Genomic DNA, 25,498 nt, shown 5'->3' on the forward strand with positions numbered 1-25,498 from the left:
CTACCAATTAACTAATGGCCAGGGTAAAAGCTGCCCAGGGATGATTGATGTGCTTGTTGCCTTTATATGGTGAGTAGTAAGTAGCGGATGAAGGGAAAAAATTTTCGGGAGTTGGAGGTGGGCTATTCGTATACCCTTTAGGAGAGTTATATGAATATAAGCAGCGAATGAATCGGTCAACAGGTAAGGTAATTAAACTGTCTCGAACGAAGAATGACTCCAGGTCACAGCCTCTGCTGGAGTTATACCGCGAGCACGGTCATGCCGTGGTCAACTTTGTTCGAAGGCGTACACTAGGCATTGGTGAAGATCCAGAGGATATCGCCCAGGAGGTATTTGCCAAAATCTCGGCCCGAGACCAATTCTGGATAGGTGAAGATAAAGATAAGCATAACATTCGGGCTTACTTGTTTAGCATGGCTAACAACCTGATTGTGGACTTACAGCGTCGTCAACAGGTTCAGTTTCGATACCTCCAATCTGAGAAAGATAACAGTACTCCAGAAGATGAATGGAATCAGGATTCCCCAGAGGACCTGGTGATGCTGGACAGCTATCTCAAAGTTTACAAACAGGTTCTGGCTGACCTGAAGCCGTCCTGGAGGCAAGTATTTTTGTTGCGCCGATTCAAATACATGTCCTATCGACAGATTGCTGAACATTTAGGGTTGACAGAGAAAAAGGCAGAACATTATTTCAGGCACGCGATAGTGCGCCTGAAAGCTGCCAGGGATAAGTTGGACCGGGCTGGAGAGGCAAAATGAGCGGCACATCAACTAAATTCAGAAAAGTACTGGTGGCCAACAGTGCTAGAAAACTATTCGATGAGGTTTCTGAACAAGATCATGCTGAGTGGTTTGAACGAAAGTGCCAGTCGGATGAACAGTTTGCCAAAGAGGTGATGGAAACCTGTGAAATGCTAGCCGATATCCAGGGGTTAGAAACAGATACAGATGTACGGACTTGGCTTGACGAAGCTGTCGAGAGTAAGGTCGTTTCCTCGCCGAAACGGATCTGGCCGTGGCTGTCTGCAGCCGCCATGATTTTACTGGCGGTTGTGCTTTTGCCGATCCAGCCTTGGTTTGATGAGAATGGAGAGGCTGAAGAATTGGCGCGTTATGTGACGCGAGTGGGTGAGCAAAAAGAGGTGTTGCTAAGCGATGGTACCGAAATCATCCTGAATACAGGAACACAGCTATTGGTCGATTTCAGGGCGGATAGTCGAAGAGTACTTCTGGAGCGTGGCGAAGCAAATTTTGCTGTCTCAGCCGATTCTGAACGACCATTCAGTGTTGTGATGGGGGATAAAGCGGTTTCAGTATTGGGGACGGAATTTGTACTGCGGAAAGAGCCGGAAAAATTTCAGTTGGCAGTCACGGAAGGTGTGGTAGTTCTGCATGATGTTGATGAACAGATATTTGCTGCTGCTCCTGCAATTGGAGTTGAAGATAGAGAGACATTATTTGATCAGAGAAAAGTTTCTGCTGGTTGGGTGGTGACTTATAGCGCGGTGGCAGAATCTTTGATGGCAGAACATAAAGTGGACCTTGATAAGTTCACAAGTTGGACTCGAGGTGTCATCCACTTTTCCGGTGAGCCACTTTCTAAAGTTGTTTATGAATTGAATAGATATACGGGTAAAAAGATCCTTATAGAAGAGGCTGAGTTGATGGGTAAGCCAATAAATGCTTCTCTTCGGGTTGATAGGGTTTCTTCAGCGTTAAAAGGATTGGAGAAATCCTACTCCTTGAAAGTGACACACCATTTTGATCGTATTGTTATTTCCAATAATTAGTATGTTGGATTTAAAAAAGTTTCAAAAAATTCGGGAGTTGGCATGTCGCTTCTCGTCTACTTTGTGGAAGGCATCAATATTTGCTTTCCCAATAATTGGAAATTAAACAATATATTTGGGTAGGTGGGTAAAGTGAAAGAGAAAAAGTATCCGTTTGTACGTAACGTTTTGTGTTCAGGCGTCAGTGCCGCTATCTTTTTGATGGCGACCTCCACTCTGGCCGATAAAGGCAGTTTGATGGAGCTGGAAGTCAGTCGCCAGAGTATACAGGAGGTTTCAAAAAGATTATCTGAACTGTCCGGTGTCCAGATTGTATTTTCGGAAGGGGTTGCAGTTTCCACAAAAGTATCCGGGCTGAAAGGTGAATATACTCTTGATGACGCACTTGAAAAGTTGCTCTGGGGTACTGGCCTTTCCTATGAATACAATTCAGAAGATCTGGTGATTATTAAAGAAGCCCAAGAGGGTTCTGAAGCGAAGAAAAAAGATGAGGAAAAGGTAGAAGAGATTGTAGTGACCGGGAGTCGATTGATTACCGATCCTGGAAAGATGACGCGCCAAATGACTGTGATTGATCGTGCCGAGCTCGAACGAAGTGGTGCTACTCGACTGGATGAGTATCTGCGCCGATTGCCACAAAATATTAATGCCCCCACCAATACCGGGTCTGGTTTTCCAGATACTGCCTGGGACAGTGATTTTGGTATGGGACCCAATGCCTTTGCTGGTAGCAGTGTTAACCTGAGGGGGCTGGGGGCACAGTACACTCTGATTCTTATTAATGGTCGTCGGCCGGCTCGAGGCGGATTGTTCGGTGGCATTACCGATATCAGCAATATTCCTGTCGAGCGGGTCGAGAGAATTGAGATTCTCTTTGACGGTGCGGCCTCTATTTATGGTGCCAATGCGGTAGGTGGTGTGGTCAATATCATTACCAACCGGGAGTACGAAGGCACTGATTTTACCTTGACGTATGCTGGCACCACTGAAGGTGGTGGAGATCGATACAATTTCAATCTTGGGCATACAATTAACTGGGAAAATGGCTCACTGACTGGGACTCTAAGTTATCAGACCCAGAAGCAAATAGAGGGCAGTCAGCGTCTTGGTATGGGGTTAGGAAATCCAGGCAGCCCCCCTGCACTAGATCCATCCTCACCGGGAAATATTCGCGGAAACATTCCTTACGGTACAAATGACGCGTCAGTATTGATGTGGGTTAGGGATGTGGATGGCGATGGTGAGACGAGCAATGCCAGTTTGAATGAGCGCCTCAGTGGAGGCCTGGAATTGGCTGTCGAAAAATATGAAGGGGGTGCCTGGGTAGATGCAACGATCATTACGGATAGGGCTACACTCTCCCTACCGAATAGTAATTATCGCTATAAAGACGGTGTGCCACTTCCGCAAATGCCGGCAGGCTATACCCCGGTCAGTCAAGCGCAGCTGCCGATGTATAACGGGCAGCCACTGGGGTTGTATGATCTGGACGATAGCGGCCAATTGGGGGAAAGCACATATGTGCCATTCCAGGGGCACTCACTATCCCCTGAGGATGAGACGATTGGCGCCTCGTTATTTTTAAATCAGGCGCTTCGGGAGAATATCCAGCTCTCTTTGAGTCTGGATTACAGTGCCACAGATAAAGTCAGTAGTTCTGCTTACGGCAACACAAACGCCTACGTAAAAGACGATTCGCCAAACAATCCATTCCTGACCAATTTCGATTACAGTTGGGACACTGGATTTCCACAACAGGCGCAAGTCGTGAGACAAAGCTCCTACTCATTAAGTGGTGATCTTACCTGGGATTTCCACGAAGACTGGGTCGCCCGTTTGGGGTTTGGGGTAAATCTCGGTAAGAACGATTCAGATACATTTAATAAGGTCATGCGAGGAGGGCCGACAGGGCTCAATAGCCTGGTAGATGGTTATTACATGAATGGCAGTGAAAAGGTCTATACCGGGACGCACTTCAATGATCCCCTGCTGGGTTACGACAGTCTTGATGACCTTGCGACAGGCTCGATGACCCCCTATTTACACACCCACAATAACAGTATATCCAAGGACATTGACCTGGATATTCAGGGCAGTTTGTTTGAGTTGCCTGCCGGTGATGTGCGTGGCAGTTTTTCCCTGGCTTGGCGCAAGCAGGAAAATGAAGTGTTCAATAATAATAGCCGCTTTGAGTCAGATGCTTTTTTTGACAACGACGGCCAGTCTCAAATAACTGACTATGATCTGGAGTATGGCGAAAGCACTAAATCTATTGGGGGTGAAATAGCCGTTCCCCTGGTAAGTGAAGAAATGGGAATTCCAATGGTGCAAGACCTGCTGTTCAGTGCGTCAGCGAACCTTGAAGATTACTCAAATGTCGAAGAGCGCGGAAAAAACTGGGCAGCCGGTTTTAATTGGTCCCCATCAGACTGGTTGACTGTTCGGCTTAATCGAACCTACAGCCTGTCAGTACCGGAAGCCGTTCGTTCCGCACTTCCCCAAAGTTGGGAGGTTCAATCTATGTACTGGTTGATTCCAAATGAGGGTACGCCATTCTGGCAGGGCCAGCCGGTATTTGGTGAAATCTGGCAAATGACGGAAGGTAATGATCATCTTAAAGCGGAGCGCACTTATGGAACGGCCTTGGGTTTTATTTTTACACCCACGTTTCTTGAGGGATTAGATATCAAACTCGATATCACAGAGACGGAGGCAAGAGACCAAATTGGCAATCCGGCTTTTGGTAGTTCCGTCAATGCATTTACAGCAGAGACACTATTGCCAGAAAATATCGCACGAAATCCTCTTATGGCCTTTGCCGATCCGGAAAATAATCCAAAGCACAGGGATGTATCTTTGGGGTGGCGTACATTGGATGAAGGTGACCTGATTTTGGATAGGCGCTTGTACAATGTGGGTGATACCTACAGTCGCGGTGCAGACCTTCAAGTAAGCTATAACTTCAGTTCTGACTTGGGCGACTGGCTTGTCACTTGGCGGCACCAATACCTCAATAAACACGACGTGATCCGCTCCAACCTGTGTGAACAGACCGATATGTGTAATTCGAATCTTCACCCAGGCACCTATGAGGATATGGGCTTTGGCAAGCCGGTGAATACGGTGGATGAAATGGATCGAACTTTTAATATGTATGGGGTTTTTGCGCTCCCTGAAAATAAAGGATCAGTTGATGTCAATTGGAGTTATCGTGGTTTTGGTGTGAACCTGTCGACAGCCTATGAAGAGGAGACAGCTGTAGTTAGACAGAAATTGAGTTTTGCCGGGTACGATATGAACGGCAAGCCCACTTGGAATCACTTTCGTTACCGCGATGTAACCAAACCTGCCCAGGCAATCAATATGTCAATGAGCTACGAGTTTGGCAGTGATGGATTGTTTGAAACTCCTGACTGGCTGAACGGTGTAAGGGTTTCTCTGACTGTAGATGAGCTGTGGCGCCGGGAACGCAAGACGAAAACCGAAGTGCTAGATGCAGAATTTGAGGGTGAACCTGAAGAGCTTGAAGTGAATAAATTCACCATCTATCCACGCGGTCGCGCATTCTCACTACGTATCACCGGAATGTTTTAATCTTTTAGTTAAACCTGTTTTAGGGGCCATAGTTCCTGTGGCTCCTTTTTATTTTTACTACCTCTTGTAGTTTATTCATCGCTAATGAGCAGTTGATTGATTTCACGCTTCAGTTCTTCAGTGTTACCTTGGTGTCGCATGACAATTTTGCCACTTTGGTCAATTAGGAAAACTGTTGGGTAGGAAGACACGTTCCAGGTAGAGAGCAGATCGCTGTCGGGGCCTATATAAGTATTAATGAACGGCATGTCGTGATCTGCGAGGAATTCTGATACGTCCTGCAGCTCTGTATCGACACTGATGGTGATAAGCAGGAAAGGCTGGCCTGAGAGTTCCTCAACCAGCTGACGGTGATGCGGAATTGATTGGACACATGGAATACACCATGTGGCCCAGAAGTCGAGCATCACTACTGAGCCAGAGTAATCGGATACCTTTATAACTTGGCCATCCAGAGTGGTTAGTACAGTGTCCGGGGCCGGCGAGCCTGGTGTCAGCGCCAGGCCATTAAGCAGACCTTCTGCAATTTGTCCGGCTTGGGCAATATATCTGAGCCCCTTGCTGGGGGAATAGTATTGCAATTCCAGTTTTGGATTCTCTTGTAAAACACGGTTGGCCAGTGTGCGAATCTGTTTACTCAATAGATGTGTGTCACTTGTCATCCAGTGTTGAAAGGTTTTCAGTGCTGAGTCAGTAGGGGGGATCTGGCTTTGTTCCAGAAGATATTGCTCCGCCGTTTTTTGTGATCGCATGAAACTTGCTCTGGCGTTTAATACGGCATCGTAACTTTGCGCCAATGCGATCATGGCGCTGATGCGGGATTCTGGTGGACTCTCTTTTGAGATAAATGTTTCAAAGAAATGGATGTATTCAGGGGTCAAAACCGTCGGGCCAATTGGTCCAGTCAACAGGGTGGCGGCTTCCGGATTGGCAGTATGATAGTTGGTCAGCAATCTGAGCTGTTCTTTTTTTAGTGCTGGGTCGCGGGTGGCAAAGAAGATATGCCTGATCGACTGGAATGCGATTTCATCCAGACTGTTTTCCCGATATATCTCAACGAATTGTTTTTCTATTTCGTTCCATTGGTGTGCTGAAGTATCAGCCTGTTTATCTCCTTTACGCCATTGCTGTAATGTTGCCTCTGCAGTTTTGAAACGGCTTGTGCGAGTGTCGGTTGATTGGCAGGAAATCAGTAGGAATGAGAAAGACACCATCACCAAAAAAGTGCAGGTTGATTTGTACTGCATGATTGCTCTCTTCGTTGTCACACTCAGCCTTTGTGGCGAAGCGACTAAGTGTGACTCTATTACTCGGTGAATCGATGTGTATACCTGATTGATAAAACCCTTCCCAAAATGGAGCTGTTGGCCTGATCAAAAGCACCGGTGCCAAAAATGGTACGACTGACGGTGGGTTCTTCATCAAGGATATTGCGGAATCCAACGTACAGGTCGCTGTGTTCAGTGGCGCTCCAGGTGACTGAAGCGTCTACGGTGATAAATTTACTGACGTCGCCGATAGGCGGAACCTGTTGTATGAGGGCCTGTTCGGGAGTACGTCCGTCGTAACCGTCAAGGAAGTTTAGTGCTACGTTATAAAGCAAGTTGCCAGTGCGTAAATTGTTGCTCCAAACGCCTTTGTACTCAGGTCCTCCTGGCAGTGAACCTGCCTGGCCGCGATATCCAATAGCGCTCAGCACTGGTTGTCCGGGTGCAGCTGCACGGTCGTAGGAGTCAATCCAGGTAAACAGCAGAGAGGAAGAAAACTCTCCGATATCTGCCAATTCATTGTTGTAAGTGACGCCTACGTCATAACCGTCCGTTTCAAATCCGGTCACGTTCGTGGAGCCGGATGTAAGCGCGGTGATCATGCCGTTGGCATCGCGAGTCACTGACACTCCATAGGAGCTCAAGTCGGCGCCTGAGGCTTCCAGTTCCAGCACTGTTCCGCTGTTGAGATTGGCCACCTGGTCTTCAAGTTCTACCTTCCAGTAGTCCACTGACAGCGTCCAGTTGTCGTTGATCCCCCATGAGAAACCCAGGTTGTAATTGTCTGCCGTTTCCGGTGCCAGGGCGGAACCGCCTTTAATAGTCTGTACAAAGCTGACTGGCTGGCAGGCGGGGTCGGAAGGGTCGTTGCCAGCCTCATTACAGCGCAGGGTGTCTACCGCTGTGGTAACCAATTGTGTTGTGCCGGAGCCGACAAAGAACAGATTGGGTGCTGCAATTCCTTCCGATAGTGATGCGCGGATATTAAGTCCTGACAATGCCTGCCAGGCCAGGGCATAGCGATTAGTAAGTTCACTGAAATCAGGTAAGTCGTAGGAGTCCCAGCGGCCAGCCCAGCTAAATTCCAGTGATTGGCCAAGGGGTATGATCAACTCAGTGAATACGGAATCCACGTTTCTCTCATTGTCGGCCGGCAGGGCAAAGCCGTCATTAAAACCCTGTCCGAACCCGTCGCCAGAGCCCTCTTCGAAATAAGATTCCTGCCGATATTCATAGCCAATGGAATAAAGCGGCGTGCCGGTGGCTAAATCCAGTGCAGTGATGGCGCCATTCCAGTTGATGTTGAAGACCTCCAGTTCTCCGATGCTGTGACGAAGAAAAGCGCTGGCCCCGTTGGCGAATGCACTTCTGGCATTCTGTGCAGTTCCAAACGGGTTGAGTATGCCGCTGTCGATAGCGGCCTGGATGTTAGCCGTCGACTGGGTATTGGCGAAGGTCTGATCGCCTTCCGATTCACTCCAGTTATAGCTGGCTTCCAGGGTTCCGTGGCTGGTTTCCCAGGTCAGGCCAATGGTTGCCAGTATCTGTTCGGTCTCAACAATATTCAGGCCTGGTGTAGGGGCAGTTAGGTTAAAGCTGAGGTTCCGGGGCCCGGTGACGCCAAACAACGGGTTGGACGGAGTGGCCGCAGCGGTTGGGTTATTCGGGTCGGTGCTGGCCATGGTTAACCCGAAAATGGTTCGGGCACCTTCATTGGAATCTGTATCCAGTTCACTGTAGAGCACTTCGGCAAACAGGGTCATCGAATCGCTGAGATCGTAGTTGCCACGCATAAAGAGAGATAGCAACTCCGTGTCTGCGGTGAAGTCGAAGTCGTCATTATTGTTGAACCGGCACTCCGTGGTGTTGGCGTAAGTGATGGTCTCCATAGTGTCGGGGTTGGTGATGATGGCTCCCGCCGTTGAGCGGATCCGTGATGGGTCGCAATTGGGCGCTGCAATCAACGGGCTGGATATATCAGTGCCATCGCCAAAGGCGTCCAGAATGTTAAATGTTGTGGGGAAGCCACTGCTGATATAGCCGAATCCCAAATCGGGCCCGGCTGCCAGTGCGCTGATTTCGCCCCTTTGGGTATTGCCGATATCACGATATTCGGCAGAGATAGTCAGGTTGCCACGATCAAAGTTGAGGCCGTAGAGGCCGCCGACCACCACTTCGTCTCCGCCTATGTCAAAGGGGCTGCCGTATTGCACGTTGACTTCGCCCCCTTCGTAATTGTCCTTCAACACTACGTTGAGAACGCCACCCAGGGCATCGGATCCATACACTGGTGAGCCGCCACCGCGGAGTACTTCGATACGTTCAATCGTTGCTGATGGAATAAAGTTAAGGTTAGTGTCGAACGCAAAGAAAGTGCCGTCCGGCGGTAGGCGGCGGCCATTCAGTAGTGTCAACGTCCGACCGAAACCAAGGCCCCGCAAATCAACTGTGGCGACGTGCTGGCCAGTTGAACCACCACTTCCTGTAGGGGTTGATGAGCCGAAGGAGTTATAGGGCAGGCGGCGAAGTACTTCCGCAACAGAGGCTTCGCCAGTCAGTTTGACATCCTCGGCGCTGAACAGGGTTACGGGCAGGGCGGTATCATCCACTGGCCGTTTTATGCGTGAGCCGATCACAACGACTTCTTCCAGTACTTTCTCTCCCTGATCTTCGGCCTCTTCAGCGATCACCGAATTCGTAAAACAAACACCACTAATTGCTGCCAGTAATACGACTTCCAGCCTAACCGCCCTCGAAATCTCTTTGGATAGCCTGTTCATGATGTTCATAGCATGCCCAGTCACGGTTATTTGTGTACAAAAAACGTACAGACCCTTCTGCTATAGATCTGCAAGCCAGATCTGTCAAATTGGCAGAGGAAGGACATTTGGCTCGTTTTGAATGCCTGAGGCGTTGTGGAGACGTGACTTACCTCTGCCAGGGTTACTGGCGGAGAGTCATAATCGGGTTTCGAACGTAGTAATGGTGACCTATACGCTTTGCGTTGTGGTGTGAATATATCAAGGTAGCGTGGTGATCAGATGAAATCACTGACCATAAAAAAGGGGCAGCCTATTGGTTGCCCCTTTTTCTTCTGCCTTCAGAGGAATGACTATCGGTGTCAATCCAGGTCGATGGCCGGCAGGTTCAGGCCGTGCTCCTTGGCACACTGCTTGGCAATTTCGTAACCCGCATCAGCGTGACGCATAACACCGGTCGCCGGATCGTTCCACAGTACACGCTCGATACGCGCTGCCGCTTCGTCACTGCCATCACAGCAGATCACTACACCAGAGTGTTGTGAGTAGCCCATGCCAACACCACCACCGTGGTGCAGGGAAACCCAAGTGGCGCCGCCGGCAACGTTGAGCATGGCGTTAAGCAGAGGCCAGTCGGAAACTGCATCGGAGCCGTCCATCATGCTTTCGGTTTCGCGGTTGGGGCTCGAAACGGAGCCGGAGTCGAGGTGGTCGCGACCGATCACAACCGGTGCTTTCAGCTCGCCGTTTTTAACCATCTCATTAAAGGCCAGACCCAGCTTGTGACGCAGGCCCAGTCCGACCCAGCAGATACGTGCCGGCAGTCCCTGGAAGCTGATGCGCTCACGAGCCATATCCAGCCAATTGTGCAGGTGCGGATCGTCGGCGATGATCTCTTTTACTTTCTGGTCGGTTTTGTAGATGTCCTCCGGGTCGCCGGAAAGTGCTACCCAGCGGAACGGACCTACGCCACGGCAGAACAGTGGGCGAATGTAGGCGGGAACAAAGCCGGGGAAATCGAACGCGTCTTTGACGCCTTCGTTGTAGGCTTCCTGACGGATGTTGTTGCCGTAGTCCACGGTGGGAATGCCGGCGTGGCAGAAGTCCAGCATGGCTTGAACCTGAATTGCCATGGACTTGCGTGCTTCTTTCGCGACCAGTTCCGGGTTGCTCTGGGCTTTTTCACGCCACTCTTCTACGGTCCAGCCCAGTGGCAGGTAACCGTTGACAGGGTCGTGGGCAGAGGTCTGGTCGGTGACCAGATCCGGCTTGATGCCGCGCTTGGCCATCTCCGGGAACACCTCGGCGGCATTGCCCAGCAGGCCGATGGAGATAGCTTCACCTTTAGCGAGCGCGTCGTTGAGCATCTCCATCGCTTCGTCGATGCTGTAAGCTTTTTTGTCGACGTAGCGGGTGCGCAGGCGGAAATCGATGCGGGTTTCGTCGCACTCCACTGCGATCATGCAGTAACCGGCCATGGTTGCGGCCAGTGGCTGGGCGCCGCCCATACCGCCGAGGCCACCGGTGAGAATCCACTTGCCTTGGGTGTTACCGTCAAAGTGCTGGCGACCGGCTTCCACGAAAGTTTCGTAGGTACCCTGAACAATGCCCTGAGAGCCGATGTAGATCCAGGAGCCGGCAGTCATCTGGCCGTACATCATCAGGCCTTTACGATCCAGCTCGTTGAAGTGCTCCCAGTTGGCCCACTCCGGTACCAGGTTGGAGTTGGCAATCAGTACACGCGGAGCGTCTTTGTGGGTTTTGAACACGCCAACTGGTTTGCCGGATTGCACAAGCAGTGACTCGTCGTCATTCAGCTCTTTCAGGGCTTCGATGATTTTGTCGTAGCACTCCCAGTTGCGGGCAGCTCGACCGATACCGCCGTATACCACCAAATCCTCCGGGCGTTCAGCTACGTCCGGGTGCAGATTATTCTGCAGCATGCGAAATGGTGCTTCAGTAAGCCAGCTTTTGCAGGTTAATTCTGTGCCGGTAGGCGCCGCAATTTTGCGGCTTGGATCGTGGCGGTTGCCGATTTTGTTGGTCATTTCTCTAAACTCTTTGTGTGCTAAAAGTTGGACGAAAGTGTTTTTGCCAAGCGGTCGCACGTCGCACGTCGCACGTCGGACGTCGCACGCTAAAAGCGGCTCAGGACTACGAAATAATTCGACTAGACCCTGAAAATTCGGAGCACAAAACTGTCAGTGCTCACAGGAGTGTTGGTTGTGCACGTTGGGTTTGGCGTGCGACGTGCGACGTCAGACATGCGACCCTACTTAGATCCAACAAATCACCCCGAAAATCAATTATTTGTTGCGTACCTCGCTCCCAAGTCATACCGCGTACTCGGATAGGTGAAGTCAGCCAAGGTCACCACGGCTCCGTTTTTCCAGGTACGACGACTTAGTCGCAGGCACGGTTCCGTGGATGGTATTGCGAGCATCTCCTGCATTTCTTCGTCGGGCAAAATGGCGCGAACGATGTGCTCCATTTCGTCGGGACGATAGAGGTTGATCAGGTACTGGGTTGGGGTTGTGGCAGAAAAATCTGCTGTCAAAAACTCCGGTGCCATGCTCGGGTTGACCCAGCGCTCTTCAAGCTGGATCGGTACATCGTTCTGAAAGTGCAGCATCACGATGTGGAATACCTCGGTACCGGGTTTAACCTCCATGCGTTCAGCTACATCCCCGTGAGCCTGCTCGGCCTGGATGTGCCAGATATCGGCGTGATGATTTTTCCCCTGGGCGCGGATCTCGTCAGCGATATCCTGAATTTCAATCAGGCTGGCATGGCGAGGTGGTTCTGCCACAAAGGTTCCTACACCGTGTACCCGTTCAAGGTAACCGCGCTGGGTCAGCTCTCGTAAGGCGCGGTTAATGGTCATCCGGCTTACGCCAAGGTCCTCAACCAGGGTATTTTCCGAAGGAACCTTTTCGCCTTTGCCCCATTCTCCAGAACGGATTTTCTGAATAATGGAGTCCTGAATCAGTTGGTAGAGCGGTACCGCTGTATTGCGGGGCAGGGCGCTCAGGTTGGGTTCTTGCTTTTGATTGTTGTTAATGGTCATTCGACACTCCTTTTAGCACCCGCGAACAATACCTGCTCACAGGGGAGGTCTGCCACTAAATAACTGAGTTGAGCCGGGTTTTTGGCGCGCCACAACACCAGATCGGCGCGTTTGCCTGCCTCCAGTGTGCCCACTTCGCGATCTACCCCGAGTGCTTTTGCGGCGTTGCGAGTGACACCGGCCAGGGTTTCTTCCGGAGTCAGGTGAAACAGGGTGCAACCCATGCTGAGCATCAGCAGCAGCGATACCACCGGCGATGATCCCGGATTGCAGTCGGTGGCCACTGCGATTGGAACGCCGGCATCACGCAGTGCCTGAATCGGGGGCAGTTTGGTTTCGCGCAGGCAGTAAAAAGCACCTGGCAGCAGAACCGCTACAGTGCCACTGGCTTTCATTTTGGCAATGTCACTTTCGTTAAGGTATTCGAGGTGATCCGCTGAGAGTGCGCAGTGCTTGGCTGCCAGTCGAGAACCGCCGAGGTCGGAAAGTTGTTCGGCGTGCAGTTTCACCCGCAGGCCTTGCAGCTCGGCGGCATGGAATACACGCTCGGTCTGCTCGACTGAAAACCCGATTCCTTCGCAAAAGGCATCCACCGCATCGGCCAGCCCATCGGCATAAATGGCCGGCATCATCTCGTTGCAGACCAGGTCGATATAATCATCAGCGCGGTCTTTATATTCTGGCGGTAGAGCGTGGGCACCGAGGAAGGTGGTTTTTACTGACACCGGATACTCAGCGCCAAGGCGGCGGGCAACCCGCAACTGCTTGGCCTCATGCTCAAGAGCCAGACCGTAGCCGGATTTGATTTCAACGGTAGTTACTCCGTCAGCCATCAATCGCTTGAGTCGCGGCAAGGCTTGTTGAAACAGTTCCTCTTCACTGGCGGCACGAGTCGCTTTTACTGTGGAGACGATACCACCTCCGGCGCGGGCGATCTCTTCGTAGCTGGCACCATTAAGGCGCATTTCAAACTCTTCAGAGCGATCGCCGCCATACACAAGGTGGGTGTGGCAGTCGATCAGGCCGGGTGTTACCAGTTTTCCCTGGCAGTCAGTTACCTCTTGCGCTAACTCAGAGGCTGTTCCGGGTAATTGGTCCATGTTGCCCAACCAAGCTATGCGGTCTCCTTCCACGGCAATGGCGCCGTTCTCGATCATCCCGTAAGGCTCGCCATTTTCAGTCATGGTGGCGATGCGGGCGTTGATCCAGAGTGTGTTCCAGCGAGCTTGGGTCATTATTCAGGGAACCTTATTTTAAAGTTTCGACAATCTCGCAGGCTCAAATCTATCTTTGTAAATGCGAGGTTGTATATACATGTATGTTCTATGCTAGACTTTCCTTCATTGAGATTCAAGTCTGGCGTTCTTTTGGTCTGCAATAAAGGCCAAACCCAGCTACGAATAGTAGTCACTGGAAACTGGTTGTCAGTTGTTACCGGAAGCATGCTCACTATGCGCACACTTTATTTGGAACAAGCTCTATTGCCCGATGGTTGGGCCAGTAACGTAGAAATCGACGTAGACGGCTGCGGCGATATTGCCGCTATCCGTACCGATGTAACCGACTCGCAAGTGGAGCGAGTGTCAGGCGTAGCGCTCGCCGGTATGCCCAACCTGCACTCTCATGCCCATCAGCGGGCGATGGTGGGGCTTGCGGAAAAAGCCGGTGCCTCTAACGACAGCTTCTGGACCTGGCGAGAGGCGATGTACCGCTACCTCGGTACTCTTCAACCTGATCAGTTGCAGGCAATATCCGCACAGCTTTATGTAGAGATGCTGAAATTTGGTTACACAAATGTGGCTGAATTTCAGTATCTGCATCACGACCTCGACGGCAACCCATATCCCAATCGCGCTGAAATGACCCTGCGTTGTCTGCAGGCGGCAAAGGATTCCGGTATTGGAATAACCCTGCTGCCGGTTCTCTATCGCTATGCCGGATTTGGTGGGCAGGAGCCAGTGCCGGGGCAACGTAGATTCCTGAATGACGCCGAGCAGTTTCTTGAAATTGTTCGTGAGCTGCAAAAGGTCACGGCCGAGGATGCCAATGCCGTTGTCGGTATTGCACCGCACTCGCTGCGCGCTGTGACACCGGAGTTATTGAAAGAAGTGCTGGCCGGTTTTAGCTCTTTGTCTGAGGGAAAGGGCCCTGTGCATATTCATATTGCAGAGCAGGTTCCCGAGGTTGAAGGTTGTCTTGAATGGAGCGGTAAGCGCCCGGTGGAGTGGTTGCTCGACAATTTTTCTGTTGATCAACGATGGTGTCTTATTCACGCAACCCATTTGTCCAGCGAGGAAATTTCTCGCTTGGCAAACAGTGGGGCAGTGGTGGGTATCTGTCCGACGACCGAGGCCAATTTGGGCGATGGAATATTCCCTACGTCTTCCTTCCTGAAGCAAGGTGGTCATTTTGGTATCGGCTCGGACAGTCAGGTCAGCATCAGTCCTGCAGAAGAGTTGCGCTGGTTGGAGTACGCCCAGCGCCTGACCAGTAACGGTCGTAATGTATTGGCCGCCGGTGCTGGAGCCAGTACTGGTCGAACCCTGTTTGATGCGGCATTAGCAGGAGGAGCCCAAGCCTGTGGCCGAGCCATTGGCCAGCTGGAGGTTGGTTGTCGTGCCGATATCGTGATTCTGGATACTGAGCACCCTCGCCTGATGGGGCGCCAGGGGGACGACATCCTGGACAGCTGGATTTTTGGTTGCGACAGCAATCCGGTGCGCGACGTATTTGTAGGCGGCAAGTTGGTGGTTGCCAATGGCAAACATTTTGACGAGCTGCGCATTGAAGAGAATTTTAAAACGGTTGTTAGTGAATTAATGAACTAGTCGCCTTTCCCGCGCAGGCGGGAGTCCACCATGGATCCCCGCCTGCGCGGGGATGACGAGGTATTAAACTGAGGAATGAAAGAGATGTCTTTTGAACTGAACATGATTCCAGGTGAGCTGACGCTCTCCGATCTACGCAATATTTTCCGCAATCCGGTAACAATCAAGGTGGAAGAGAGCCGCTGGGCAATTGTGGAAAAGTCTCGCCAACGTGTAGTTGATACCATCGAGAGCGGCGTTACCGTATATGGAATCAATACCGGTTTCGGTCGTCTGGCCCAGACTAGCATCAGCCACGATCAGCTCGGTACCTTGCAGCGCAATCTGGTGCTGTCACACGCCACGGGTGTTGGTGAAAACCTGGATGAGAATACCGCTCGTCTGATGACGGTTATGAAAATCGGCTCACTGATGCGCGGATTCTCAGGTATTCGCCGTGAAGTGATCGAGTTGATGATCAATATGATCAACCTTGGTATGGTGCCGGCGATCCCAAGCCAGGGTTCAGTGGGCGCATCCGGCGATTTGGCGCCGCTGGCACATATGAGCATGCCGCTGATTGGTGAAGGCGAAGTGATCTGGGATGGTAAGGTAATGCCAGCTCAAGATGCGCTGGCTAAAGCAGGCCTGCAGCCCATTGAGCTGGCAGCCAAAGAGGGGTTGGCGCTGATGAATGGCACCCAAACTTCCACCTCACTGGCATTGAAAGGCTTGTTTGAAGCTGAAGTGAACTTCAACGCGGCTTTGGTAGCCGGTGCCCTGAGCACCGAGGCCAGCCTGTCTGCACGCTCTCCGCACGTACACGAAATTCACATGGTACGCGGTCAGCCGGGCCAGATCGAAGCAGCGCGTTTATACCGCGAACTCTTACAAGACAGTGAAATCAACCAGTCTCACTCGGATTGTGCCAAAGTTCAGGATCCATACTGCTTGAGATGCCAGCCCCAGGTGATGGGCGCAGTGCTGGACCAAATGCGTTACGCCACCATGACGCTAGTAACTGAAGCCAACGGTGTGACTGACAACCCGCTGGTATTTGACGAGGAAGTTGGTGTGATTTCGGGTGGTAATTTCCACGCCGAGCCGGTAGCGATGGCAGCAGATAACCTTGCGATTGCTATTTCCGAAATCGGTGCGCTGTCCGAGCGTCGTATTGCCATGTTGATCGATGCCGGCATGAGCCAGCTGCCTCCGTTCCTGGTGAAGGATGCTGGTCTCAACTCCGGGTTTATGATTTCCCACGTAACCGCTGCAGCACTGGCCAGTGAGAACAAGTCCCACGCCCACCCTGCGTCAGTGGATAGCCTGCCGACTTCTGCCAACCAGGAAGACCATGTGTCCATGGCGACCTACGCCGGTCGTCGACTGGGTATCATGAATGACAACGTACGCTTTATCGTGGCAATCGAGTTGTTGGCAGCGGCCCAGGGCATCAGCCTGCGTCGCCCGCTCAAGTCCAATGAGCAGTTGGAAGCGTTCCACGCAGAAATTCGCAAAGTGGCTGCCGAGTGGGATCAGGACCGCTACTTCAAGCCAGATATTGATGCGGTGAAAGCGTTGATTGATGGTGGTAAGTTTGGCGATATGATTGGGGCTTATCTGGAAGGGTAAATCTCGAAGGCTAACGCCTTTCTCGGGCCTGACGTCGGACGCTAGACGTCTGACGCTTGCTCGATGCCCTGTAGGTCGCCCTTTAGTCCGCCAAGCTCTGCTATCTGGATAGCATCTTGGCGGGCTAAAGCCTGATCTACATTGTTGTATACCACTCGCGGCGCAGCCGCGTGCGTCCGACTTCAGACGTCCGACGTCCGACCTCTACAATCGGAGCTCAGAATGTCCGCAATCTATGAATTACATCAAGGCACCTCTCCCCTCATCGTCTCCATGCCCCACTCCGGGCTGGAGTTACCGGCTGACCTTGCGGAACGGATGACACCCATTGCCCGCAGCCTGAAAGACACTGACTGGCACATTCCACAGCTTTACGAGTTTGTTAAAGAGATGGGCGCTACGGTGGTCAAGGCCAACTACAGCCGCTATGTGGTGGACCTGAACCGTCCGGCCAGTGGTGAGAGCCTCTACCCGGGGCAGGCTACTACCGGCACTTGTCCGGATATCACCTTTGAAAATGAGCCGCTTTATCTCGAAGGGCGGGAGTTCGATTCTGCCGAGTTGCCGGCTCGCATAGAAACCTACTGGCAGCCTTATCACGATGCACTTGCTGCAGAGATTGAGCGAGTGAAAGCTTTGCACGGCTACTGTCTGCTCTACGATGCCCATTCAATCCGCTCCCATGTGCCGCGCCTCTTTGATGGCGAATTGCCGACACTGAATCTGGGTACTGCTCGTGGCGAAAGTTGTGCTCATGAGATTGGTGAGCGATTGGAAGGTGTACTGGCCTCGCAACACCATTTTGAGTGGGTAGCCAATGGCCGTTTTGTTGGGGGCTACATTACTCGCAATTACGGTAAGCCAGAAAGTAATGTACATACGGTACAAATGGAGCTCGCCCAAAGTGCTTATATGATGGAAGATGAAAGCAATGCTTATTGCCCGAAAAAGGCGGCACTATTGCAGTCGACTCTCAAACATTTAATGGATGTGATGCTTCATTGGAAGCCTTGATTGCTGGGCAGGTTTAAAAGGGATAAAAAAACGGGAGCCACTATTGGCTCCCGTTTTTTTTTGCATGTATGGATATCAGTATCTTAGGAATTAAGACTTGGTTGCCAGAGAGTCAATTTGTGAAAGAATGCGATCTTTCATCTTGGCAGATTGAGACTCGGGGTCCATAGAAATTGCCTGATCCAGCAACTCAGTGGCAGCTTCTTTTTGACCGCTGCCAGCTGTTACCAGTGCTTTGTAAATGACGAAATCCTGCCTTGTTTCCAGTGGGTAGCTGCTGTCTCCGGCAAGCTTGGAAAAGAAGCTGAGGCCATCTTCGTGCATACCGGCTCTGTGAAATGAAAAACACAGATTGTAGAGCAGCATGCTCAGGTCGCCGCCTTCTTTGATGAAGTTGTACTTGTTGAAAATCGCTACCTGTTTTACAACTTTTTCCTGGTCTGTACCCTTGTCGCCTCTCAGTCCATTAAGCTCTGCCATCATGTCCTGACCGCCTTTGATGGTGCGATATTTGCTGTAAAGGGCGTCGTCTTTGTGTTGGCTCAAAGACATGATTTCGGCCATTTTGGCATCGCGATCTTCAATGATCAGGCTGTCGTTGCTCAGCAGTTCATCCAGCAGCTTGGCTCGCTTCAGGCCAGATGCTTTGGCTGCCTTTATTTTCAGTTTCTTTGCCTTTGCTTTGCCGCTGATAAGTTCTTCCAGGTGCTCAACATATTTGACCGGACCGCCTTCCCGATAGCCTGTTTGGGCATAACCTTTGGCGTTGTAGTCAGTCAGGTAGACAGTTGGGTAGCCGCGTGGCTTGAAAACGTCCTGCCATTTCTCATTATGTTCGCGTTGCTCCTCTGTGATTATGTCTTCACCTTGTGGGAAGTCGAGATCCACCAGAACCAGATTGTCTTTCGCGTAATCCAGAAACTCTTGCTTTGACAGAACTTCGTTGTCCAGCTTGATGCACCAGCCGCACCAGTCGGAGCCGGTGAAGAACATAAAGATATCTTTACCTTCGGCTTTGGCGACTTTTTGAGCTTCGTCCATATCGGTGAGCCACTGTTCACCCTTTTCTGCCAGTGCGGTGCTGGCTATTGCCATCAGAGCCACGGAGGCCAAGGCTTTGGAAACTTGTTTCAGCATGAGTTAACCCTCAATTATGGTCTGCTGCGATGAGCAGTTTATTCAACTTGAGTTTTTTACCATCCTCAGTATGCATCCAATTAATACATTCAGTCTGTTAAGAATTGTTAAAGTCATTTCCTGTTCTGTTTTTAGTAAATTTAAGACCTAATGGTTTTTGTTATCCGATGATAAGTTGTATTTCGTTCCTTTGAGTTGTTTTCGGCAATAAAAAAACGGGAGCCGATTGGCTCCCGTTCTCGATGTAGCAGCTACTGATCAGTGATCAGGATTGTGCACTTGCTTTCTCGGCAAGCTTTTCTTTCATCATTTTGGCTCGTTTGCCCGTCTGGCTTTCCGGGTCCATGGCCATGGCTTGATCGTAAAACTTGATCGCTTTCTCATGGTCCACTTCGCTGGCGTTGGCAGTGATGATGGCCTTAAAGAGGGCGGTGGTCTGTTGAATTTCCAGAGGGTAGCTGGAGTCACTGGTGATTTTGTCCATAAATGCCGCACCATTTTCGGTCTGGCCGGTTTTGATGAACTGATCACCAATAGAGCCAAGCAGACGATGCAGAGCCTGACCTTCCTTCACAGAATCGTAAGAAGAGAACACGGCCAGAATTTGGTCCAGCTTTTCTTCATTGCTACCTTCGCCGCGATATACCTTGCCCAAGTCACTCATCATGTTGTTGCCAACTTGGATGGTGTGATACTTGTTGTACAGGGTGTCATCTTTGCCCTCTGTCAGGGCTACGATCTCTTCAATTTTGCCGTTCTTGTCGTCAATCATTGCGCCATCTGTGTTCAGCAACTGGTCCAGTAATTTGGCGCGCTTCAGGCCTTTTGCTTTGGCAATGTCGGCTTGCAGTTGTTCGGTGGCTTTTTTGCCTTCGATCAGCGCTTTCAGGTGATCAACATAAGCCACGGGACCGCCGGCCTGATAGCCAGTCTGAGCGAATGCTTTGGCTGAAGCGTCGGTCAGGTAAACGGTAGGAAAGCCACGTGGTTTAAAAACATCTTTCCACTTATCGTTATGAGCACGCTGTTCTTCCGTGATTACGTCTTCGCCTTGCGGGAAGTCCAGGTCTACCAGAACCAGATTGTCTTTTGCATAAGCCAGGAACTCTTCCTTGGACAGAACTTCGTTGTCCAGCTTAATGCACCAGCCACACCAGTCTGAACCGGTGAAGAACATGAAGATAGATTTACCTTCTGCTTTAGCGACTTTTTGAGCTTCGTCCATATCGGTCAGCCACTGCTCACCTTTTTCTGCAAATGCTGAGCTGGCAAAAGCCACAAGTGCAACAGATGCCAATGCTTTAGAGAGAGATTTCAACATAGGGTATACCTCAATGCGCACACGCCTGGTGGCGACTTATGGTTATTTGGGACTACATGACATGCAGTATGCCTGTGCAATAGGTGGGGAGTCTGTTAAGAATTGTTAAAGTGGAATGAATGGTCCAAATACTGAAAATAATTAGAATTATATTTTATGTTTTGGTGGGAAAAAGGGTGGAGCAGAAAGTGGCTGATTCAAGCCCCGGCTTAGAAACAAAAAGGGAGCCAATGGCTCCCTTTGGAATACCCAGGGCTAGCAGCCCGAAAGTACTGATATTATTTGTTTTGCAGTTCTTGCAACATACCTGCTGCGCGTTGGCCGGTTTGGCTCTTAGGGTCCATATCAATGGTTTCCTGGTAGTACTTCTTAACTTGCTCCAGGTCCGGATTTTCACCGTTGGCCATGATGATGCCTCTGAACAGTGCGCTGTCCTGGCGAATCGAAAGGGCAAAGCTCTCGTCGTTCTTGAGGGTTTCCATAAAGGCTACACCTTCGGCGGTTTTGCCGTTACCGATGTGCTGGTCACCAATCATGGCTACCAGTTGTTGTAATGCTCTGCCATCTTTCAGGTGCTTGTAGGAGTCAAACAGCTCCAGTGCGCCGGTCAGCTTTTCTTCTTTGGAGGCATTTCCACCGAACAACTGGTTCATCTTGCCGCCGAGTTCCTGGTTGGCGAGCATGTTGGAGTATTTGCTGTACAGCTCTTCATCCTGACCTTTTGACAGATCGGCAATTTCTTTTACCAGAGTCATAGGATCTTCGATCATGGCGCCTTCAAGGTCGAGCATTTGTGCCAGCAGTTTTGCGCGATCCAGGCCTGAGGCTGTTGCAGCTTCTTTCTCCAGGGTGGCAAATTTGTCCTTGCCGGCCTTGAGTTCTTGCAGGTGAGCAACGTATTTCTCGGCGCCACCTTCGCGATAGCCAGTCTTGGCAAAGCCGTTAGCATTGGCGTCGGCAAGGATGACGGTGGGGTAGCCTTTAGGCTTAAACTTTTCAGCCCACTTATCATTGTGCTCCCATTGCTCTTCGGAAATGATGTCCTCGCTTTGCGGGAAGTCGAGGTCTACCAGTACCAGATTCTCTTCGGCATAGTCCAGGAACTCTTTCTTGGACAGCACTTCGTTCTCCAATCGGATGCACCAGACACACCAGTCGGAGCCGGTAAAGAACATAAAGATGTCTTTGCCCTCGGCTTTGGCCACTTTCTGGGCTTCGTCCATATCGGTCAGCCACGGCTCGCCTTTTTCTGCCAGTGCGCTGCTGGCAAGAGCAGCCAGGGCGACTGCCGACAGGGTCTTGGAAATAAGTTTCAACATAAAATCCTCTCTTAAAGCTTCTCAGATCTGGGTTTATCTGGATCAATTGGTCGCGAGTATGCCTCGAATGAGCTAGAGGGTCTATTAAGAAATGTTAAGGATTGTCAGTAATTCCGCATGTTTTGACGGGTTGATTTTGTCTCCAAAGGCTGTAACTGCTAGAGTTGCGCGGTTTGAAGTGGGTGATCCTTGGTGGGTAAAGAATAACTAGAGAGGTTAATAGAGATGGCAGCGGTTGGGCAGCATGAGAACTGGTCGTCCCGGTTCGGATTTTTAATGGCATCGGTGGGGTTTGCCGTAGGTTTGGGTAATATCTGGCGGTTTCCCTATTTGACCGGTGAGAACGGGGGGGCGGCGTTTGTAGTGGTCTACCTGATCTGTGCATTTGCAATCGGGGTTCCGATTTTGATGTCGGAGGTGATGATCGGCCGTCGCGGCAGAAAATCACCTCCCGGCTCAATGAAAGCGGTTGCCGAACAGGAGGGCGCGCCGCGCGTATGGGGGATTGCCGGTGGCATGAACCTGCTGACCGCGCTGGTGATCCAGGTCTTCTACTGTGTGATTGCCGGTTGGGTTCTGAGTTATTTCTGGAAGGCCGTTACCACCGGTTTTGTCGGCGCCGATGCAGCGATGGCTGAGCAGACCTTTAATGCTACGGTCACCGACGTGGGGACTATGCTGGCCTGGACTGCTGTTGCGCTGGGTTTGACGGCATTCATCATTTACCGCGGTGTTCAAAAAGGCATTGAGAAAGCGGTTACCGTCATGATGCCGACGCTGTTCCTGCTACTGGTTGTGCTGGTTATCTACAATATGTTCGCTGGCGGCTTTGGCGAAGCGGTTGATTACCTGTTCTCTGCTGATTTCAGCAAAATTACCAGTGATGTTTGGTTGGCGGCTATTGGTCAGGCGTTCTTTTCTGTGAGTGTGGGTATGGCTGGCATGATGACCTTTGGTGCTTACCTGCCCAAAGAGGTCTCTATTAGTCGTTCAGTTCTGGTGATTGTGGTTGCTGACACCCTGGTTGCATTGTTGGCCGGTCTGGCGATTTTCCCGGCGGTATTTGCTTTTGGCGGTGATCCTGAAGGTGGCCCTGGGCTGATTTTCCAAACCTTGCCAGTGGCGTTTGCCCAGATGCCGGGCGGTTATGTAGTGAGTATTCTGTTCTTCCTGCTGTTGTCAGTGGCGGCCATTACCTCCATGGTTGGCTTGTTGGAGCCGCTGATCTCCTGGGCTGAAGAGCATAAGGGAATCTCCCGCCAGAAAAGCGCCGTGGGTATTACCCTGATTACCGCTGCGATCAGTGTGTTGTCGGTAATGGCCTACAGTGGTCATATGACCTGGGAGCTGTTTGGGTTGACCTTTGGTGATCTCATGGAGGCTTTCTCCGGGAAGATTCTTCTGCCGCTTGGAGGGCTGTTTATTGCTATCTTTGGCGGCTGGGTGGTCAGTAAGAAATCCAGTAGGGATGAACTTGGTATCAGTAATAAGTTGGCCTACAGCATATGGCTATTCTTCGTGCGATTTATTGCGCCTTTGGCGGTACTGCTGATTATGTTCTTCGGTTTGACCGAGTAACGAAAGTTTTGTGAAGAAATGTGAATGCCACTTTGAGTTTGGCTGTCAATGAGGCAAGCTTTGTGGCATTCCAGATGTGTGAGGGTTCAGATATGAAAAAGTTGATGGTTGCAGTGTTTGTGTTGTTCGCAAGCATGTTGTCCCAAGTGGCATTGGCCGATAAAACCCATGAGTTCTCTTTCCCTGATCGGGATGGGAAGATCCACAAGCTGTCCGACCACAAGGGCAAGTATGTTCTGGTGGATTTTTGGGCCTCCTGGTGTGTGCCATGTAGAAAGGAAACACCACACCTCAAAAAATTTGAAGAAGATAATCACTACGAAAATCTTGTGGTTATGGGGGTGTCTATGGATGAAGATCAAGATGCCTGGATTGATGCCATGGATAAAGACAAGCCAAAAGGTATTCAGGTTGTTTGTGAAGAAAACTTTGATCATGAATTGGCTGTAGAGCTGGATATTTACGCGATTCCCCGCTTTGTACTGTTTGGGCCAAATGGCGAGTTGGTGGACGGTGAGTTGCCGGCACCGAGTAGTGATAATTTTAAAAGCACCATAGAGAAACACATCGGTACTAACGAACACTGATGATGGTATCGAAGATAAAAGGCTGCCTTTAGGCAGCCTTTTTGTTTTTCAGGGTCACAAATTCAAGCAACGGCCTGTTGCTGAAAATGGCGGCCTATCCAGGAAATCGCTTCTTCTGGCGACAGGAAAGGATGGCTCCATAAAGACTTGTTGTCTTTCAGTGAAAAGCCGGTGACGCAATAGACTTTGCGATTGAGCTTGGCAATTTCTCCGGTCACGATGTAGACATAAACGTCGTCGCCCTCATGGGGTACAACGATGGCTTTGCGTTGCCAGTTGTCCAGTGTAATGGACTGGGCAATATTGGTGTCGCGAATTCCCAGAATTGGATCGTGATTGGGGACAAAATATTCTGTGCTGTGGTTCATAACAGTTCTCGTAGCAGTTGTTCACAACGCTTGTTTTCACAAGCGGATGGCAAATAGGTAACAGGCAAAAGTAACGTGGTTGGTTCCAGCGTCACATTCGCATTCGGTGTTCCATTTGCTCGGTGAAAATGCTCATCGAAAACAGTATTTCCGCTCTTGGTAGCCGCTTAGTTGCAGCTTTAAAAGTTACAGGCATAAAAAAACCTCCGCATGGGAGGCTGACGCTTACTTTGAAAGTAAGTATTTCGCTTGAATGATTGCGCTCGCTTTCGGTCGATATAACGACCACTTCGAGCACCTCATCTCCCCACGCAACTTTAGGGGAAACCACCTTGCCCAAGCAGGCAGGTTGGTGATGGCGTCAGCCACTTCTCTTGATGAATGCGTGAATTCTAATGATGATCTTTTTCATTGTCCAGTGTCTAAAGGGGTGGTTGGGGATTTATTTCTGCAATCACTGCTAAGCTTCTAATAGAACATATTGATCTCAAGGGGGATCGTATATGGGTATCTACCAACAATTCCCGCGTTTAATCTGGATGTTGGCACTCGTTTGTTTTGCTGGCCTTACGGGGTGTGCCAGTGGACAGATCCATTCAAGTTCCGATTTTGAAAGCAGCGGTTTGGAGGCGAGCGAGCTGGTTGCTGGTGGTGTGGCGTTTATAACCCCGTCTACGGTGACCGGTCAGGAGGCAGACCGTCAGGCGCTGGCTCTGATTTTTACCGAGGTTATTCGAGAGGCAAGGCCTGAAGTGGAAATCACTTCTCTGTCGCAAACCTTGAGTGCAATTAATGAAGCAGGGCTTTCGGATCAATATAAACAGATGTACGTGGACTACAGCGATACCGGTATTTTCAAATTAAGCACTCTGCAGGAAATATCAAAAAGTACCGGACGTCGTTATTTGTTTCAGTTGAAGCTTTCCAGTTTCAAGCAGGATACAAAGGGACGATTCAGCGCTCTGGGGTTGCGATTGTTTCAAACTACCCTGGCGAATATTCGGCTGTTTCTACAAGTATGGGATGCTCAAACTGGCGCTATAGTCTGGGAAGGAAACGAAGAAGTAACTTTTGCAGAAGATACCGGTTATGAGCGCCCGGTGACTTTTGAGAGTATGGTGCGCAAGGCTGCGGGTAACCTGATTAAAAATCTGCCTTGAATCCGTGCAGGTTTGGTTGTCGGCGCTGGTATTTGTTGTTGTGCCACGCCATAAACCCGTCCCTAGGGGCTCGAGGTCAGCATCCATGCTGG

At 50.6% G+C, this 25,498-nt stretch carries 18 protein-coding genes and 1 riboswitch; of the genes, 9 read left to right on the plus strand and 9 right to left on the minus strand.

Annotated elements, in window-relative coordinates:
- Positions 1–167 precede the first annotated feature (167 nt).
- From QP938_01700 to QP938_01710, 3 genes are all read left to right on the plus strand, one after another.
- Positions 168–764 (plus strand): RNA polymerase sigma factor, encoded by a 597-nt coding sequence (locus tag QP938_01700; protein ID WIO74640.1) that lies wholly within the window; start codon positions 168–170, stop codon positions 762–764.
- Positions 761–1,795, plus strand: a complete 1,035-nt coding sequence (locus tag QP938_01705) for a FecR domain-containing protein (protein ID WIO74641.1) — start codon at positions 761–763, stop codon at positions 1,793–1,795. Before QP938_01700 ends, QP938_01705 begins: the two co-directional genes overlap by 4 nt.
- Positions 1,796–1,927: 132 nt before the next feature.
- On the plus strand, positions 1,928–5,389 hold the full coding sequence (locus tag QP938_01710; protein ID WIO74642.1) for a TonB-dependent receptor: 3,462 nt from the start codon (positions 1,928–1,930) through the stop codon (positions 5,387–5,389).
- A 71-nt stretch (positions 5,390–5,460) separates the two neighbouring features.
- Here the strand turns inward: QP938_01710 and QP938_01715 are convergent, their stop codons facing one another.
- The 5 genes from QP938_01715 to hutI all read right to left on the minus strand — a co-directional run bounded on the left by QP938_01715 (position 5,461) and on the right by hutI (position 13,718).
- Complete coding sequence (locus QP938_01715) at positions 5,461–6,603, minus strand: TlpA disulfide reductase family protein (GenBank protein WIO75600.1); 1,143 nt, start codon at positions 6,601–6,603, stop codon at positions 5,461–5,463.
- A gap of 92 nt (positions 6,604–6,695) precedes the next feature.
- Positions 6,696–9,446 carry a TonB-dependent receptor gene (locus tag QP938_01720; protein ID WIO74643.1) on the minus strand — a complete coding sequence of 917 codons (2,751 nt, stop codon included), beginning with the start codon at positions 9,444–9,446 and terminating at the stop codon, positions 6,696–6,698.
- 332 nt (positions 9,447–9,778) lie between these two features.
- Positions 9,779–11,464 carry a urocanate hydratase gene (locus QP938_01725; GenBank protein ID WIO74644.1) on the minus strand — a complete coding sequence of 562 codons (1,686 nt, stop codon included), beginning with the start codon at positions 11,462–11,464 and terminating at the stop codon, positions 9,779–9,781.
- Between the two features lie 254 nt (positions 11,465–11,718).
- Positions 11,719–12,483: a histidine utilization repressor gene (gene hutC / locus QP938_01730; GenBank protein ID WIO74645.1), complete on the minus strand. Its 765-nt coding sequence runs from the start codon at positions 12,481–12,483 to the stop codon at positions 11,719–11,721.
- Positions 12,480–13,718 carry an imidazolonepropionase gene (hutI, locus tag QP938_01735; GenBank protein WIO74646.1) on the minus strand — a complete coding sequence of 413 codons (1,239 nt, stop codon included), beginning with the start codon at positions 13,716–13,718 and terminating at the stop codon, positions 12,480–12,482. The genes hutC and hutI overlap by 4 nt, the downstream gene beginning before the upstream one ends.
- A gap of 216 nt (positions 13,719–13,934) precedes the next feature.
- Here hutI and QP938_01740 point away from each other — a divergent pair, with 216 nt between their 5' ends.
- From QP938_01740 to hutG, 3 genes are all read left to right on the plus strand, one after another.
- Entirely contained in the window at positions 13,935–15,311 is a 1,377-nt protein-coding gene (locus QP938_01740; GenBank protein WIO74647.1) for a formimidoylglutamate deiminase, read from the plus strand.
- A gap of 84 nt (positions 15,312–15,395) precedes the next feature.
- On the plus strand, positions 15,396–16,922 hold the full coding sequence (gene hutH / locus QP938_01745; GenBank protein ID WIO74648.1) for a histidine ammonia-lyase: 1,527 nt from the start codon (positions 15,396–15,398) through the stop codon (positions 16,920–16,922).
- A gap of 222 nt (positions 16,923–17,144) precedes the next feature.
- Complete coding sequence (gene hutG, locus QP938_01750; protein WIO74649.1) at positions 17,145–17,936, plus strand: N-formylglutamate deformylase; 792 nt, start codon at positions 17,145–17,147, stop codon at positions 17,934–17,936.
- 90 nt (positions 17,937–18,026) lie between these two features.
- Here hutG and QP938_01755 read toward each other — a convergent pair whose 3' ends face one another.
- From QP938_01755 to QP938_01765, 3 genes are all read right to left on the minus strand, one after another.
- Positions 18,027–19,073, minus strand: coding sequence for a thioredoxin family protein (locus tag QP938_01755; GenBank protein WIO74650.1), 1,047 nt, complete (start codon positions 19,071–19,073; stop codon positions 18,027–18,029).
- Positions 19,074–19,338: 265 nt separating this feature from the next.
- On the minus strand, positions 19,339–20,394 hold the full coding sequence (locus tag QP938_01760) for a thioredoxin family protein (GenBank protein ID WIO74651.1): 1,056 nt from the start codon (positions 20,392–20,394) through the stop codon (positions 19,339–19,341).
- A 278-nt stretch (positions 20,395–20,672) separates the two neighbouring features.
- Positions 20,673–21,713 (minus strand): thioredoxin family protein, encoded by a 1,041-nt coding sequence (locus QP938_01765; protein WIO74652.1) that lies wholly within the window; start codon positions 21,711–21,713, stop codon positions 20,673–20,675.
- 225 nt (positions 21,714–21,938) lie between these two features.
- Between QP938_01765 and QP938_01770 the strand changes: the two genes are divergently transcribed.
- A complete protein-coding gene (locus tag QP938_01770) occupies positions 21,939–23,291 on the plus strand; it encodes a sodium-dependent transporter (GenBank protein ID WIO74653.1) in 1,353 nt (450 codons plus the stop codon).
- A 92-nt stretch (positions 23,292–23,383) separates the two neighbouring features.
- Positions 23,384–23,878: a TlpA disulfide reductase family protein gene (locus tag QP938_01775; GenBank protein ID WIO74654.1), complete on the plus strand. Its 495-nt coding sequence runs from the start codon at positions 23,384–23,386 to the stop codon at positions 23,876–23,878.
- A gap of 62 nt (positions 23,879–23,940) precedes the next feature.
- On the opposite strand, the gene QP938_01780 is transcribed toward QP938_01775, so the two are convergent.
- Positions 23,941–24,246 (minus strand): hypothetical protein, encoded by a 306-nt coding sequence (locus QP938_01780; protein ID WIO74655.1) that lies wholly within the window; start codon positions 24,244–24,246, stop codon positions 23,941–23,943.
- Positions 24,247–24,489: 243 nt separating this feature from the next.
- Positions 24,490–24,632, minus strand: a riboswitch (SAM-I-IV-variant riboswitch).
- 117 nt (positions 24,633–24,749) lie between these two features.
- On the opposite strand from QP938_01780, the gene QP938_01785 reads away from it, so the two are divergent.
- Complete coding sequence (locus QP938_01785; protein ID WIO74656.1) at positions 24,750–25,406, plus strand: hypothetical protein; 657 nt, start codon at positions 24,750–24,752, stop codon at positions 25,404–25,406.
- Positions 25,407–25,498 lie beyond the last annotated feature (92 nt).

Source organism: Porticoccaceae bacterium LTM1, from assembly GCA_030252795.1.
In the GTDB taxonomy this organism is placed as follows: domain Bacteria; phylum Pseudomonadota; class Gammaproteobacteria; order Pseudomonadales; family Porticoccaceae; genus SCSIO-12696.

What these genes read in the sequence shown, in the direction of transcription:
- QP938_01700 (WIO74640.1), top strand. Translation starts at nt 168, where the DNA reads ATGAATCGGTCAACAGGTAAGGTAATTAAACTGTCTCGAACGAAGAAT.
- QP938_01705 (WIO74641.1), top strand. Translation starts at nt 761, where the DNA reads ATGAGCGGCACATCAACTAAATTCAGAAAAGTACTGGTGGCCAACAGT.
- QP938_01715 (WIO75600.1), bottom strand. Translation starts at nt 6,603, where the DNA reads ATGGTGTCTTTCTCATTCCTACTGATTTCCTGCCAATCAACCGACACT.
- QP938_01720 (WIO74643.1), bottom strand. Translation starts at nt 9,446, where the DNA reads ATGAACATCATGAACAGGCTATCCAAAGAGATTTCGAGGGCGGTTAGG.
- QP938_01725 (WIO74644.1), bottom strand. Translation starts at nt 11,464, where the DNA reads ATGACCAACAAAATCGGCAACCGCCACGATCCAAGCCGCAAAATTGCG.
- hutC (WIO74645.1), bottom strand. Translation starts at nt 12,483, where the DNA reads ATGACCATTAACAACAATCAAAAGCAAGAACCCAACCTGAGCGCCCTG.
- hutI (WIO74646.1), bottom strand. Translation starts at nt 13,718, where the DNA reads ATGACCCAAGCTCGCTGGAACACACTCTGGATCAACGCCCGCATCGCC.
- QP938_01740 (WIO74647.1), top strand. Translation starts at nt 13,935, where the DNA reads ATGCGCACACTTTATTTGGAACAAGCTCTATTGCCCGATGGTTGGGCC.
- hutH (WIO74648.1), top strand. Translation starts at nt 15,396, where the DNA reads ATGTCTTTTGAACTGAACATGATTCCAGGTGAGCTGACGCTCTCCGAT.
- hutG (WIO74649.1), top strand. Translation starts at nt 17,145, where the DNA reads ATGTCCGCAATCTATGAATTACATCAAGGCACCTCTCCCCTCATCGTC.
- QP938_01755 (WIO74650.1), bottom strand. Translation starts at nt 19,073, where the DNA reads ATGCTGAAACAAGTTTCCAAAGCCTTGGCCTCCGTGGCTCTGATGGCA.
- QP938_01760 (WIO74651.1), bottom strand. Translation starts at nt 20,394, where the DNA reads ATGTTGAAATCTCTCTCTAAAGCATTGGCATCTGTTGCACTTGTGGCT.
- QP938_01765 (WIO74652.1), bottom strand. Translation starts at nt 21,713, where the DNA reads ATGTTGAAACTTATTTCCAAGACCCTGTCGGCAGTCGCCCTGGCTGCT.
- QP938_01770 (WIO74653.1), top strand. Translation starts at nt 21,939, where the DNA reads ATGGCAGCGGTTGGGCAGCATGAGAACTGGTCGTCCCGGTTCGGATTT.
- QP938_01775 (WIO74654.1), top strand. Translation starts at nt 23,384, where the DNA reads ATGAAAAAGTTGATGGTTGCAGTGTTTGTGTTGTTCGCAAGCATGTTG.
- QP938_01780 (WIO74655.1), bottom strand. Translation starts at nt 24,246, where the DNA reads ATGAACCACAGCACAGAATATTTTGTCCCCAATCACGATCCAATTCTG.
- QP938_01785 (WIO74656.1), top strand. Translation starts at nt 24,750, where the DNA reads ATGGGTATCTACCAACAATTCCCGCGTTTAATCTGGATGTTGGCACTC.